At 73.2% G+C, this 14,118-nt stretch carries 13 protein-coding genes; 7 read left to right on the top strand and 6 right to left on the bottom strand.

The annotated features are described in order from the left end of the window. Positions 1-2: 2 nt before the first annotated feature. From ABFY07_RS21325 to ABFY07_RS21315, 3 genes are read right to left on the bottom strand one after another with little or no spacing between them, the layout of a single operon-like run. A complete protein-coding gene (locus ABFY07_RS21325; protein ID WP_346176029.1) occupies positions 3-2,036 on the bottom strand; it encodes a hypothetical protein in 2,034 nt (677 codons plus the stop codon). 59 nt (positions 2,037-2,095) lie between these two features. Further along, entirely contained in the window at positions 2,096-3,010 is a 915-nt protein-coding gene (locus ABFY07_RS21320; RefSeq protein ID WP_346176028.1) for an amidohydrolase family protein, read from the bottom strand. Between the two features lie 35 nt (positions 3,011-3,045). Next, complete coding sequence (locus ABFY07_RS21315; RefSeq protein WP_346176027.1) at positions 3,046-3,480, bottom strand: MarR family winged helix-turn-helix transcriptional regulator; 435 nt, start codon at positions 3,478-3,480, stop codon at positions 3,046-3,048. Between the two features lie 100 nt (positions 3,481-3,580). Here ABFY07_RS21315 and ABFY07_RS21310 point away from each other — a divergent pair, with 100 nt between their 5' ends. Continuing rightward, complete coding sequence (locus ABFY07_RS21310) at positions 3,581-4,501, top strand: alpha/beta fold hydrolase (RefSeq protein ID WP_346176026.1); 921 nt, start codon at positions 3,581-3,583, stop codon at positions 4,499-4,501. Here ABFY07_RS21310 and ABFY07_RS21305 read toward each other — a convergent pair. Then, complete coding sequence (locus tag ABFY07_RS21305) at positions 4,470-4,784, bottom strand: NIPSNAP family protein (RefSeq protein ID WP_346176025.1); 315 nt, start codon at positions 4,782-4,784, stop codon at positions 4,470-4,472. The two genes, ABFY07_RS21310 and ABFY07_RS21305, sit on opposite strands and share 32 nt — an antisense overlap. Positions 4,785-4,864: 80 nt before the next feature. Between ABFY07_RS21305 and ABFY07_RS21300 the strand changes: the two genes are divergently transcribed. The 6 genes from ABFY07_RS21300 (at position 4,865) to ABFY07_RS21275 (ending at position 11,555) form a co-directional block, all read left to right on the top strand. Beyond that, positions 4,865-5,740: an alpha/beta fold hydrolase gene (locus ABFY07_RS21300; protein WP_346176024.1), complete on the top strand. Its 876-nt coding sequence runs from the start codon at positions 4,865-4,867 to the stop codon at positions 5,738-5,740. Positions 5,741-5,890: 150 nt separating this feature from the next. Then, positions 5,891-6,943, top strand: coding sequence for an oxidoreductase (locus tag ABFY07_RS21295; RefSeq protein ID WP_346176023.1), 1,053 nt, complete (start codon positions 5,891-5,893; stop codon positions 6,941-6,943). After that, positions 6,943-8,139, top strand: coding sequence for a thiolase family protein (locus ABFY07_RS21290; RefSeq protein ID WP_346176022.1), 1,197 nt, complete (start codon positions 6,943-6,945; stop codon positions 8,137-8,139). Before ABFY07_RS21295 ends, ABFY07_RS21290 begins: the two co-directional genes overlap by 1 nt. A 153-nt stretch (positions 8,140-8,292) precedes the next feature. Beyond that, entirely contained in the window at positions 8,293-9,582 is a 1,290-nt protein-coding gene (locus tag ABFY07_RS21285) for an ABC transporter substrate-binding protein (protein ID WP_346176021.1), read from the top strand. 9 nt (positions 9,583-9,591) lie between these two features. Next, entirely contained in the window at positions 9,592-10,593 is a 1,002-nt protein-coding gene (locus ABFY07_RS21280; RefSeq protein ID WP_346176020.1) for a carbohydrate ABC transporter permease, read from the top strand. Positions 10,594-10,718: 125 nt separating this feature from the next. Then, positions 10,719-11,555 carry a carbohydrate ABC transporter permease gene (locus ABFY07_RS21275; RefSeq protein WP_065959090.1) on the top strand — a complete coding sequence of 279 codons (837 nt, stop codon included), beginning with the start codon at positions 10,719-10,721 and terminating at the stop codon, positions 11,553-11,555. Here ABFY07_RS21275 and ABFY07_RS21270 read toward each other — a convergent pair. Both ABFY07_RS21270 and ABFY07_RS21265 read right to left on the bottom strand, forming a co-directional pair. After that, positions 11,513-12,592, bottom strand: coding sequence for a helix-turn-helix domain-containing protein (locus ABFY07_RS21270; protein ID WP_346176019.1), 1,080 nt, complete (start codon positions 12,590-12,592; stop codon positions 11,513-11,515). The genes ABFY07_RS21275 and ABFY07_RS21270 overlap by 43 nt on opposite strands. Before the next feature lie 353 nt (positions 12,593-12,945). Then, entirely contained in the window at positions 12,946-13,875 is a 930-nt protein-coding gene (locus ABFY07_RS21265) for an AraC family transcriptional regulator (RefSeq protein ID WP_346176018.1), read from the bottom strand. Between the last annotated feature and the right edge of the window lie 243 nt (positions 13,876-14,118).

Here is a 14,118-nt window from a genome sequence, read left to right as displayed (position 1 = left end):
CTTTACATGGAGGGACCGCTTCCGTTTTCGACCAGCGCCCAGGCCTGGGCGAACAGCTCGGGAAGCGTGCGGGTGGGCAGCGGAAGGGGGTTCTCCAGACGCCCGTTGTAGGAGCGCGCTACCCCGAGCAGCCCCGCCTTCCACGCCTCCATGGGCTGGTAGGGCTTCTTGGCGTGGATCCACTCGCCCGGCAGGAAGACCTGACGGCCCGCGCGGGGGCGCTTGTCCTCGACGACCAGACCGCGCTCGACCAGCACACCGGCGGCCTTCTGGTGCCGGGCGGCCTTCCACCCGTTCCAGGCGCGGACCTTGCGGTCGGTCGGCGCGGGCAGGGCCAGCAGCTGGAGGTAGAGCGCCGCCGCGTCCTCGTCGATGCCGAGCCCGCCCGCGACCCGCGCCACCACCTCGGGCGCGGAGGCCGCCGGATCGCTCTCGTACGCGCCGGCCGGCAGCGGGGCGCGCTCGATCCGCTCGACGATGCGCGCGCAGACCGGGCCGCGCAGCCACTCGACGATGCGGATCTCGGGGTCGTAGCGGGAGTCGCCCCTGGCCGCCAACAGCGCCCGGGAGCGGTCGTCGTCGCCGTAGAACGCCGGGCGGAAGTAGAGGCGGGGCTGGGAGCGGTCCCCTCGGCGGCTGACCGTGCCGTCCGTGACCACGGTGAGCCCGTCGTCGATGCTCGCGACGTCCAGCCGCTCCGGGCCGGCGTACGGACGGAACCCGAAGCGCTCGTGCACGTCGGCGACCGAGCGCCCCACCGTGGGGCTGAGCCTGCCTGCGTCCAGCAGCATCCCCGGGTGGTCCAGCCGCTCCCGGAGCACTCGCACCAGACCGGGCGCTCCGTCGCGGACGGGATCACCGGCGGGCAGCTCGGCGTAGACCCAGAACAGGTGGGGGACGGTGGCGAGCAGGCGGTCCTCGAACCTCGCGATGTCCCACCGGGCGTTGGCGTCGGTGACCATCGGGCCGTGGTCGGTGTTCTTGATCCAGGTGTCGACGGGGGCGCTGAGCCCGGGTTCGGCGGTGGGGTTGGTGAACGCCGCGCAGAACTCGGCGGCGGACAGCCGCAGCAGCCCCAGCTCCACGACCGCGTCGAGCGTGCGCTGCGGCACCACGGCCCGCCGGCCGCGCCGCGCCCGCCACCCCTCGGCCAGCCGCTCCGCCACCGCGCGCATCCCGCCCGGCTCCCACAGCTCGGCCGGGTCCTCGGGCAGCACGTCCGCCAGCAGCTCGAGGCGCTCCAGCGAGGTCAGCCGCGCCAGTTCGGACGCGCCGTCCTCGGCCTCGGCCACCTTGAGCCGCAGCACCTCGCGCTCGTGTGCGTCGAGGAAGGGCATGTAGGACCGCTCCAGGAGCCCCGCGAGCGCCAGGGACGCCGCCGCCCGCCCCAGGCCCGTGCCCTCACACAGCACGCCCACGGCCTCGGGGTCCCAGGGCGCCGGCCCGCGCTCCCGGACCAGGCCCACCAGCCGGCGCAGCTGCGCGGCGCTCCCCCAGCCGCGCGGCACGTCACGCGCCTCTTCGACGGTCCCCAGGCTCGGCGGCTCCGCCTCGCCGGTGCGCAGCTCGACGAACCGGCGGCTGTCCGACCCGGCCCAGCCCACCGCGACGGCGGCCCCCCGCTCGTCCCGCACCGCCTCCGGGGCGCCTTCCGCCACCCGCACCACACCGGTGCGCAGCCGGGCCGCCGGGTCGGCGAAGGGGCTCTCCGCCCAGAACTCCAGCAGCGCCAGCAGCCGCTCGCGGCGCTCCTCGCGGGTGGACGGCGCGGCGGCGCGCAGCGCCACGGCCCCGATCCGCCCGATGAACCGCGCCCAGGAGCCTTCGCCCGCCCTTCCGGGACCCCCGTCCGGCCGGGGCGGCTCCCAGCTCCCGGCCAGATAGCGCCCGGTCCGCTCGATGGCGGCCAGGGAGCCGTCACGGACCCAATAACCCGACCCGTTGACGAGCCCGCTCAGCGCGGTCGCCACGCCGTAGTCGTCCAGGGCCGCCACCTCGGCCCGCGCCGTCACCAGCTCGCCCGCTGTCGTCTCCATGGGGAAATCCTGACGCATGGGTCCGACAGCGGGACGGCCGGGCGGCCGCCGGGGGCCGCTCAGAGGCCGAAGAGGCGGGCGGCGTTGTCGTGGCAGACCGCGCGCAGCCAGTCGGCGCCGAGGCCGGTGTCCCGCAGGGCGCGCAGGGCGTCGGCGTACGGGTAGGGGATGTTGGGGAAGTCGGTGCCCAGCAGGACCTTCTCCCGCCGGTCGGCGAGGCGCGGCAGCTCGGCGCGCGGGAAGGGCATGTCGGCCTCGACGAACGGGGTGAAGACCATCGTGGTGTCGAGCATGACGTGCTCGTACCGCTCGGCCAGGGTGAGGAACTCCGCGTACTCCGGCATCCCGAGATGGGCGACGACCAGCCGCAGCGCCGGGTGGCGGGCCAGCAGCGCCCCGATCGGCCCCGGCCCGGTGTGGCGCCCTGGGATGGGGCCGGAGCCGCAGTGGGTGACCACGGGTATGCCGCGCTCGGCGAGCAGCGCCCAGACCGCGTCGAGCAGCGGGTCGTTGGGGTCGAAATCGCCCACTTGGAGGTGGCACTTGAAGACGCGCGCCCCCTGGTCGAGGGCGCGGCGTACGTCGCCGAGGGCGCACGGCTCGGCGTAGAAGGTCGCGGTGTGCAGGCAGTCGGGGGTACGGGCGGCGAAGTCGGCGGCCCAGTCGTTGAGCCAGCGGGCCATGCCGGGCTTGTGCGGGTAGAGCATCGCGGTGAAGGCGCGCACCCCGAAGCCGCGCAGCACGTCGAGGCGCTCCTGCTCCTCGCGCCGGTAGGTGATCGGCCAGGCGCGACCCGTGAGAGGACCCGCCGCGTCGAAGTACGCCCACACCTTGTCCAGGACGCGCTGCGGCATGAAGTGGGTGTGGACGTCGATGAGGTGGTCGAGCCCCACCTCGGCACGGAAGGCGGCGACATCCTCGCGCTCGGAGGTGACGTCCTCGCACTCGGAGGTGACGGGATGCGGGTCGGCCATGGACGGCAGCGTAATCGGCGACGGACCTTCCCTTCTCACGGGGCGAGTTGGCGGGCGAGGACGGCGAGGGCGTCGGTCACCTCACGCAGCCGCCGAGGGTCGTCGGTGCCGAGGGCCGCCGCCAGGGCGGTGTCGATGGTCGTGGCGCGCACCTGCTGGACGCGGGCGGAGGGCTCGGTGGCCGGGCTGATCAGCACGCGGCGGCGGTCGGCGGGGTCGGGGGCGGTGGTGATCGACCCCGCTTGCTTCAGACGGGCCACGGCGGTGGAGATCTGACTCTGCGGCAGACCGGTGCGGGCGGCGATGTCGCCGACGGTGGTGCCCGGATGGGCGGCGATGTCGCTGGCGGCGATCAACACCAGGCGTGTGCTGCCGGAATGGCGGTCGGCGCCGCCGGGGGGCTCGGGCATGGCGTCCTCGCCGATCTTCATCAGGGTGCGGCCGAGGAGGAAGAGTTCGACTCCGTTCACCCCCCGAGACTACATCGAATCTGATGCATCGAACTTGATGCATCGAATTCGATGGATTAATGTGGCGTGCAGCAGCCGCCACCGCCACCAGGGGGATCCCATGACGCACGCCACCACTCCGGCCACCGCCACGACGGCCACCGCCACGACGGCCGGCACCATCGACGCACCCGGCGCCACCCTCCACTACCAGGTGCGCGGAGAGGGGCCCGTGCTGCTCATCGGACAGAGCGGCGAAGGGGACGCCGATCGCACCGTCGATCTCGTCCCCCGGCTCGCGGACACCTGCACGGTGGTCACCTACGACCGGCGCGGCCTCTCGCGCAGCCGGCTCCAGGACCCCGCGCGCGGGGCGACGCTCGCCGAGCACGCGGACGACGCGGCGCGCGTGCTCGCGGCGGTGACCACCGAGCCCGCCGCGATGCTCGGCTGCAGCCTCGGGGCCGTCATCGGACTGCACCTCGCGGTGCGCCACCCGGGCCTGATCCACACCCTCGTCGCCCACGAGCCGGTGGCGCCCCGGCTGCTGCCCGCCGCAGAACGGGCCCACCACGAGCGCGAACTCGCCGACCTCCAGGGGCTCTACACCCGCTCCGGGCTCGCCGCCACCCTCCCCGAGATCGCCCGTGTCCTCGGCATCGACACCGGCGGACGCGACGCCGAGCCCGGCCTGACCCCGCAGCCCATCGACGCCCTGCGCCGCGCCAACTTCGACTACTTCATCCGCCACGACTTCACGGCGGTCCTCGACGACACCCTCGACATCGCCGCCCTCGCCGCCACGCCCACCCGCGTCCTCCCCGCCGTCGGCCGCACCACCCCCGAAGGCGTCTTCGACCGCCGCTGCGCCTACGCCCTCGCGGAGCTGCTCGGCGCGGAGGTCGTGGAACTGCCCGGCGGCCACAACGGCAACACGAGCCATCCGTCGGCGTACGCGGCCCGCCTGCGCGACCTGCTCGGGACGCGGGCGGTAGGGGCAGGGAGCGGGGCTAAGGAGCCTCGGGCAGCAGGGGCCGCATGAACGTGCGCTCGTAGCGCAGGACGCAGCCGCTCTCGTCCCTGATCCGGTCCGCCTCGATGAACTCGGGGGCCTTGCCGAACAGGGTCCGGTATTGCTCGTACGCGGCGAGGCTGGGGAAGCTGAACAAGGCCAGTGCCTTGTCGCTGGCACCCTCGGACGGCAGGAAGTACCCATGATGGGTGCCGCCATGACGGTCGACCAGTTCCATCCAGCGGCGCCCGAACCGCTCGAACGCCTCGATCTTCGCCGGGTCGATCACGTACTCGACGACGCAGGTAATCATCCTCCGAGGCTAGCGATGCCGCTGGAGCACATGGCGAAACCCATGTGCGCGGCGCCCGCCCACGGGCCAAGATGGCGATCATGAGCGTGTTCATCGAGGATCCCGCACGGCTCGGTGAGGAGCGGCTGTCCGACGGACGGTCCCTGGGATGGGCCGAGTGGGGGCCGCCGGACGGCGTGCCCGTGCTGCTGTGTCCTGGGGCCGCCACGAGCCGGTGGCTCGGCTTCGGGGCGGGGGTCGTCGAGGCGCTCGGGGTGCGTCTCGTCTCGGTGGACCGCCCGGGTCTCGGCGCCTCCACGCCGGCACCGGGCCGGGGCTTCGCCGACTTCGCCGACGACATGCGCCAATTCACGGCGCTGCGCGGGCTGGGGCGCCCGCCGGTGGTCGGCAACTCCCAGGGCGCGCCCTTCGCGCTCGCGTGTGCCGTGGAGGGTGTCGTCTCGGCGCTGGCCGTCGTCTCCGGCGCCGACGAGGTGGCGGCGCCGGAGTTCGCCACCGCCCTGCCGGCGGAGCTGCGGGGGCTGGTCGACAGGAGCGCGCGCGACCCGGCCGGGGCGGAGGAGTTCTTCGCCGGTCTCGGCGCGGACGCGATGTGGGACCTGGTGATGGCCGGGAGCCCGGAGTGCGACCTGGCCGTGTACCGGGACCCCGGGTTCGAGGCCGCCTACCGCCGGGCCCTGGCCGAGGGCTTCGCGCACGGCGGGGCCGGTTACGGCCGGGACACCGTCCTGGCCATGGGGCGGTGGCCGTTCCACCTCGGCCGGATCGCCGTCCCGGTCGACATCTGGTACGGCGAGCGGGACACCGGCCACTCCCCCGACAACGGCGCCTTCCTCGCCACCCGCGTCCCGGGCGCGGACCGCCGCGTCGTACCGGGGATCGGCGGCGCGGTGCTGTGGACCCACGCCGAGGCCGTACTCCGCTCCCTCCTGCGGAAGGCCGGCGCGGCCCGGTAGACCGGCGCGGACCGGCAGGCCGGTCACTCGCACCTTCACGACCGCACGCCTAGGCTGTCGCCGGAGGTCCGGGCTACCAGCGCGTAGCCCAGCCCGCGACAGACCGCGACCGAGGGCGACAGACGGCGACAGACGGCGAAGGAGCGCGTGATGAAGGGCTGGACCGCGAGCGACATCCCCGATCAGACCGGCCGCACCGCCGTGGTGACCGGCGCCAACAGCGGCCTCGGCCATGTCACCGCCCGCGAGCTGGCCCGGCGCGGCGCCCAGGTGGTGCTCGCCTGCCGCAGCGAGGCGCGGGGCGGCGAGGCCGTGGAGCGGATCCGGGCGCAGGTACCGGGCGCGGAGGTGCGTTTCGCCCCGCTGGACCTGGCGGACCTGGCGTCCGTACGGGCCTTCGCGGCCGAGTACCGGGGGGACCGGCTGGACCTGCTGATCAACAACGCGGGGGTGATGGCCCTCCCCCACCGCAGGACCGCCGACGGCTTCGAGACGCAGTTCGGCGTCAACCACCTGGGGCACTTCGCGCTGACCGGGCTGCTGCTGCCCAGGCTGCTGGCGGCGGGGCCGGGGGCGCGGGTGGTCAGCGTGTCCAGCTTCATGCACATGCTGGGGACGGTGGACCCGCGCGATCTCAACATGGAGCGCGGATACCGGCGGTGGACCGCCTACGCCCGCTCCAAGACCGCCAACCTCCTCTTCATCCACGAGCTCTCCCGCCGCCTGAGCGCGGCCGGCGCCCGCCTGACCGCTGCCGCCGCCCACCCCGGCTACGCCTCGACGAACCTCCAGACCGCCGCCCCCAAGCTGGAGGGCCGCCGCGCCACCGAGCGCTTCATGGAGATCGGCAACCGCTACTTCGCCCAGTCCCCCGACCACGGCGCCCTCCCCACCCTCTACGCGGCCACCGCCCCCGACGTCCGCCAGGACGACTTCTTCGGCCCGCCCTTCCTCATGTGGCGCGGCACCCCCACCCGCTCGCCCCGCGCGAAATGGGCCCGGGACGACACGGCGGGCCGGGGCCTGTGGGCGGTGTCGGAGCGGCTGACGGGCGTGCGGTACGACGCGCTCGCGCAGCCCGCCGCTGCCGGGGCCATGGGCAAGAACACCTCGAAGAACACCGCTGAGAACACCGCTGAGAACACCGCGAAAGACGCCGGAAAGAACACCGCGAATGACGCCGGAAAGGACGCCGGACAGTGATGAGCAACGGCACCATGCGCGAGGTCTACATCGTCGACGCCGTCCGCACCCCCGTCGGCAAGTACGGCGGCGCGCTCGCGGGCGTGCGCCCCGACGACCTGGCCGCCCATGTCGTACGCGCCCTCCTCGCCCGCACCCCCGACCTCGACCCGGCCCGCGTCGACGACGTCTACTTCGGCAACGCCAACGGAGCGGGCGAGGAGAACCGCGACGTGGCCCGGATGGCCGTCCTGCTGGCCGGGCTCCCCGTCACCGTGCCCGGCGCCACCGTCAACCGGCTGTGCGCCTCCGGCCTGGAGGCCGTGCTCCAGGCCGCCCGCGCCATCGCCGTCGGCGACGCGCACATCGCGCTGGCCGGGGGCGTGGAGTCGATGAGCCGCGCCCCCTGGGTGCTGCCCAAGCCGGAGCGGGCCTTCCCGGCCGGGCACCAGCAGCTCTACTCCACCACCCTCGGCTGGCGCATGACCAACCCCGACATGCCGCCCGAGTGGACCGTCGCCCTCGGCGAGGGCGCCGAGCTGATCGCCGACAAGCACGGCATCAGCCGCGAGGCGCAGGACGCCTACGCGCTGGCCAGCCACCGGAAGGCGGTGCGGGCCTGGCAGGACGGCGCGTACGACGCGGAGGTCGTGCCGTACGAGGGGGTGGACCTGCCCCGGGACGAGACCATCCGCGACAACACGTCATTGGAGTCCCTGGCCAAGCTGAAGCCCGCCTTCCGCAAGGACGGCGGGACGGTCACCGCGGGCAACTCCTCGCCGCTGAACGACGGCGCCGCGGCGCTGCTGCTCGTCGACGAGGAGGGGCTCGCGGCCACCGGGCGCGAGCCCCTGGCGCGGATCGGCGCGTCCGCCGTCACCGGCATCGAGCCGCAGTACTTCGGCCTCGGGCCGGTCGAGGCCGTCCACCGCGCCCTGGCCAAGGCCGGCCGCTCCTTCGCCGACCTGACCACCCTGGAGCTCAACGAGGCCTTCGCCGCGCAGGTGCTCGGCTGCCTCGCCGAGTGGCCGGAGCTGGATCCCGCCCTCGTCAACCCGCGCGGCGGCGCCATCGCCATCGGCCACCCCCTCGGCGCCTCCGGCGCCCGGCTCGCCGGGGCCGTCGCCCACCAACTCGCGGCCGCCGGCTCCGGGACCGGCCTGGCCACCTTGTGCATCGGCGTCGGCCAGGGCCTCGCCCTCGTCCTGGAGAGGTGACGCACCCGGAGACGTGACGCACCCGGAGAGGTGACACACCGCCGCAACAACGCTGTCGTATTCCGCCCCCAAGGTTGATCACTGGGCCGTACCGTGGTTGGTTGCATGATCCGGCCACAGGCCACAGGCAGCGATGACGCGAGGGGGCGCACCATGTCCAACAGCCACAAGTCCGTCAGCCGCAGACGACTGCTCGGCGTCGGCGGCAGCCTGGCGCTGACGGGGGCGCTGGCCGCCGCCTGCGGCTCCAACACCGGGCGCGACTCCGAGGATGCGGACGGCAAGCCGGTCATCGAGCAGTGGTACCACCAGTACGGCGAGGACGGCACCGAGCAGGCGGTGAAGCGGTACGCCGCCGCGTACGGCAAGACCGGCAAGGCCAAGGTCGAGGTGCAGTGGCGGCCGGGGAACTACGACCAGCAGACGGCCGCCGCGCTGCTCACCACCTCCGGGCCCGATGTGTTCGAGGCCAACGGCCCGACGCTGGACCAGATCCAGGGCGGCCAGGTCGTGGACCTGACCGACCTCCTCGACGGCGTCAAGGACGACTTCAACCAGGCGGTCCTCGCGCCCAAGACGTACGACGGCAAGATCTGGGGCATTCCGCAGGTCGTCGACATGCAGCTGCTCTACTACCGCAAGAGCCTGCTGAAGGACGCCGGCGTGGAGCCGCCGCGGACGCTCGACGAGCTGGTGGACGCCGCGAAGGCGCTCACGGACAAGAAGACCAAGGGGCTGTTCCTCGGCAACGACGGCGGCGCCGGGGTGCTCGGCGGCACCCCGCTGCAGGCCGCCGGGCTCCAGCTGGTCACCGACGGCGGCGAGGTCGGCTTCGACGACCCGGCCGCCGCCCGCGCGCTGGAGAAGATCCACCGGCTGTACGCGGACAAGTCGCTGCTGCTGGGGGCGCCGTCCGACTGGTCGGACCCGTCGGCGTTCATCCAGGGGCTCACGGCCATGCAGTGGTCGGGGCTGTGGGCGCTGCCGCAGGTGAAGAAGGCGCTGGGTGACGACTTCGGGGTGCTGCCGTTCCCGAAGGACGGCTCGGCGGGCAAGCCGTCGGTGCCGGTCGGGGCGTACGGCGCGGCGGTCAGCTCCAAGGCGAAGCACAAGGCGGAGGCGAAGGCCTTCGTGAAGTGGCTGTGGGTGGACAAGACGGAGTACCAGGAGGACTTCGCGCTGTCGTACGGCTTCCACATCCCGGCCCGGATCTCGCTCGCCAAGAAGGCCGCCAAGCTGCGCGACGGCGCGGCCGGGGACGCGGTGCGCTACGCCACCGACCACGGCTACGCGGAGCCGCTGCTGTGGACCCCGGCGAGCAAGACCGCCTACCAGGACGCGCTCAACCGGATCATCAAGGACGGCGCGAACGCGGACCAGGAGCTGCGGAGCGTGGTGCGCAAGGTGGCCGCGGAGCTGCGGCGCGTGCAGAAGAAGAGCTGACGCCCGCCGATGCCGCAGGACACGCTTCTGGACAAGGCCGACGAGGCGGGCGGGCCCCGGCGCCGGGACGCGCCGCCGAGCGGGTCCGCCGGGCCCGCGCGCCGCCGGCTGCTGGGCCCGCAGAACCGCACGCTGTGGTTCTGGGTCTTCGTCGGCCCGTTCGCGCTCGGGCTGGGCCTGTTCACGTACGTACCGCTGGGGTGGAGCGTCTACCTCAGCTTCTTCGACGCGCACAACACGGTCTCGCCCACCGACTTCGTCGGCCTGGACAACTACACGGCGATGCTGCGGGACGACGCGTTCACCGACAGCCTGGTCACCTTCCTGGTGTTCACGGCCTTCATCGTCCCGGCCACCTTCCTGCTGTCGCTGTCGCTCGCGCTGATGGTCAACAGGCTGCGCTGGGCGCAGGCGTTCTTCCGCTCGGTGTTCTTCCTGCCGGTGGCGTGCTCGTATGTCGTGGCGGCGCTGATCTGGAAGATGTCGATCTTCAACGGGGTGCGGTTCGGGCTGGCCAACACCGTGCTCGGCTGGTTCGGCGCCGACCAGATCGCCTGGCTGTCGACGACCGATCCGCCCTGGTACTGGCTGGTCATCGTGACCGTGCGGCTGTGGTTGCAGGCGGGCTTCTACATGGTGCTGTTCCTGGCCGGGCTGCAGCGCATCCCACGCCACCTGTACGAGGCGGCGGCCGTGGACGGCGCGCGGCCGGGGTGGCAGGTCTTCCGGTACATCACCTTCCCGCAGCTGCGGGCCACGTCGATCGCGGTGACGCTGCTGCTGGTCATCAACGCCTTCCAGGCGTTCGACGAGTTCTACAACCTGCTCTCGGACTCGCGCGGCTATCCGCCGTACGCCCGTCCCCCGCTGGTGTACCTGTACTACACGGCGCTGGGCCAGGGGCAGAACCTGGGGCTCGGCAGCGCGGGCGCGGTGATCCTGGCGCTGATCATCGCGGTGGTGACGGTGGCGCAGGCCCGCTGGTTCGGGCTCGGCCGGAAGGAGGACTGACCGGAATGCGGAAGCCTCTCGGACGCGACCGGCTCGAGCGCGGCCCTGGCGTACGCGCCTCTGGCGTACGCGCCCCCGGCGTGCGCGAACCGCGCGTACGGGACCCGCGCGTACGGGACCCGCTCGTGCGCGAACCGCTCGTGCGCGTCGGCCGGGCGCTGCGGCTCGTCCTGCTGATCGCGCTGGCGCTGCTCTTCCTGATCCCGTTCTATCTGCTGGTGCGCAACGGGCTGTCGCGCGAGGAGGACATCACCTCGGCCGAGTGGACGTTCTTCCCGAGCGAGCTGCGGTGGTCCAACATCGGCGAGCTGTTCGACGACCCGAACGTCCCGATGGCGCACGCGCTGCTCAACTCCTCGCTGATCGCGGTGGCGACAACGCTGGGCACGCTGCTGCTGGCCTCCCTCGCGGGGTACGGCCTGGCCAGGATCCCGTACCGCTATGCGAATGTGGTGTTCTACTGGATCCTGGGGACCCTGATGGTCCCGGCCGCCGTCACCTTCGTACCGACCTTCGTCCTGGTGTCCTCGCTGGGCTGGGTGTCCACGCTGCGGGGCCTGGTGGTGCCGACGCTGTTCAGCGCCTTCGCGGCGTTCGTCTTCCGCCAGTACTTCCTGGGGTTCCCCCGGGAGCTGGAGGACGCGGCGCGGGTGGACGGCCTCGGCTACTGGCGCACGTACTGGCGGGTCGTGGTGCCCAACTCGCGGCCGGTGTTCGCGGCGGTCGGCACGATCGTCTTCATCGGCGCCTGGAATTCCTTCCTGTGGCCGCTGGTCATCGGCCAGGACCGGGAGGCGTGGACCGTCCAGGTCGCGCTGTCGACCTTCACCACCGCCCAGACGGTCAACATCCACGAGCTGTTCGTGGCGGCCGCCGTGTCGATCCTGCCGCTGCTGGTGGTCTTCCTCTTCCTGCAGCGCTACATCGTGGCGGGGGTCGAGCGCTCGGGCATCGACGACTGAACGGGGGCGCCGCCGCGCAGCAGGGCGGCGCCCAGCGGGGTCAGGGTGTGCAGGACGGCGCTGCCCCGGCGGAGGGTGAGCACCAGGCCGGCGTCGCGCAGCACGCTGGCGTGCTGGCTGGCGGAGGCGAGCGACACCCCGACCCGGCGGGCGAGTTCGCTGGTGGTGCAGCCGCCCCCGACCCCCTGCAGCACGGCGGACCGGGTCTGCCCGACGAGCCTGCCCAGGGAGCGGGCGGCGCCGGGGCCCGGAGCGGGCCGGGGAGCGGACCTGGGTCCGGGGGCGGGACGCGGGGTGGGGGCGTGGTGGGCCGACGGGCGGGGCGGGGCGGCGCGCGGGGTGTGTTCGACCGGGTAGACCAGCACCGGTGTGAGGCCGGGGTCGTAGAGGGTGACCGGGGTTCTTCGGCAGAAGAAGGACGGCTGGAGCAGCAGTCCGCGCCCGCCGAGCTCCAGGTCCCGGTCCACCGGGTAGTCGACCTCCAGGACCGGCGCCCGCCACCGCATCGTCGGCGGCAGGGACGCCAGCAGCCCGTCCGCGCCCCCGTCCAGCAGGGCGCGGCCCCGCACGGCCCGGTCCGCCTCGATACGGGCCTGAAGGCGCGGCCAGTACGGGGCGATCGCCGCCTCGTGGTAGGAGCTGAGCGCGGCGGCCAGCCGGTCCAGGGCCCGCCGCTCGCCCTGCGCCAGGTCGCGTATCCAGCCGGGCAGTCGGGCCGCCGGAAGCCGCGCGATCTCCGCGTGCAGCCGCTCCCCGGGGGTCGCGCGCAGCGCCTCCATCGCGCTGTCGCAGCCGATTATCCCTTCGGCGGGCGTCAGGAAGTCGGGGAAATAGCCGCGTGAGGGAATGAGTGGCGCGAGGAGTCGCGCTTCGCCGTTCACCCTATTTCGCACCAGTGAACGCCATTCTCCGTATACGGTGGCCGCCCGGTTCTCGCGCAGCCGGTGGAAACTCAAAACGGTTTCCCACAGCGCGTCCGGACGGCTCGCCATCCGCAGCCGGGCCAGATCGAGCTCGCCAAAATGCACACGCAGCACTGGACCCCCACCAAGTGACACCCGTGATCGCCCCCGATCACCAAAGAGTATGCACGGTGACACCGTCAGTGACCACGCCCTTTTGGCCAGAGTTGAAACAGGGCGCGGCGAGCCGGGCGGAACCGGAAAGCTGTTCCCCGTTGAAAAGCGCGGCCATCGGAAAGGCCACCGGCGGCCGTCCGCAATTCAACAGGCGGTGCTCACGACCGGATTGCTCGTTCCCGTGGGGGGTGACGAGTATGTATCGGCCGTTGGGCACTTCTGTTGCCGCCCGAGCCGATGCGAGCGGCAACGGCTCCCGTGGGGGGAGTGAAGGGGGCGGCGCCCGGCCAGGCGCCGCCCCCGCGTGCCCGTCACCCGGCCGCCACCCGCCCCGCGGCCTCCGCCCGGTACCGCCCGGGGCTGATCCCGAATTCCCGGCTGAAGGCGTGGGAGAGGGCGTACGGGGTGCCGTAGCCGACCCGGCGGGCGATGGCGGCCAGGGGATCCGGCGTATCGCGGAGCAGGGTGGCGGCGAGGGTGAGCCGCCACCAGGTCAGGTACGCCACCGGAGGGCGGCCGACCAGGGTGGTGAACCGGCGGGCCAGGGTGGGGCGTGAGACCCCCGCCTCGGCGGCCAGGCGGTCGTTGGTCCACGGGGCGGAGGGGTCGGAGTGCAGCGCCCGCAGGGCAGCGGCCGCCACGGGGTCGCCCAGCACGGCGGGCCAGGCTCCGGCCGTGCCCTCGGCCATCCAGGAGCGGAGCACATAGATCAGGAAGAGATCGAGCAGGCCGGGGACCGCCATGCAGGAGCCGGGCCGCTGTTCGCCCAGCTCCCGGCCCAGCAGGTCGACGACGGCACGCAGTTCGGGGTGGCTGCCCACCCGGTTCGGCAGGTGGACCACCTCGGGCAGTTCCGCCATGAGCGGGTGCACGCGGCTGCGGTCGAGCCGGTACTTGCCGCACACCATCTCCACCCCGCCCGAGCCGGCCCGCGGCCGGCTCGGCCCCGTTCCGTCCAGCCACCGCTCGAACGGCACCGCCCGCTCCACGGCCACCGCGTCGACGGGAGAGTCGGCGATCACATGTCCCGTGCCGTGCGGCAGCAACACCGCGTCACCCGCGCCGAGCGAGACCGGGGCGCCGCCGTCGGGCAGCAGCCAGCAGCCGCCCTCCAGGACGACATGGAAGCCCGCCCCGTCATACGGGGCGAGCCGCGTGCACCAGCTTCCGCTCACCCGCACCCGGCTGGAAGAGGGCCGTCCGAGGCGCACGGTCGAGATCGCGTCGCTCACCACATCCATCGGGTCAGGGTATCGATGGACTCAAGCATGAGACGGACACGTATTCGGCTGAGCTCGGTGAGCATTGAGAGGCTCAGCCGCTCTTGTCGGACGCCACGCTGCGCAAGTTCCGCCCGCCCCTCCCCGACGACCAGGACCGGGCAGAAGCCGAGGCGCTCATTGCCGCCTCCTCACGGGCATGACCGACATCAGCCGACACCCCACCCCACAGCGACTACCCCCCCGGGGGAGGCGTCCTATCCA

The sequence above is a fragment of the Streptomyces sparsogenes subsp. cuspidosporus genome, assembly GCF_039532705.1.
Taxonomy (GTDB): domain Bacteria; phylum Actinomycetota; class Actinomycetes; order Streptomycetales; family Streptomycetaceae; genus Streptomyces; species Streptomyces sparsogenes.
The sequence above is the reverse complement of the archived record's forward strand: the minus strand, read 5'-3'. Positions and strand labels throughout refer to the sequence as shown.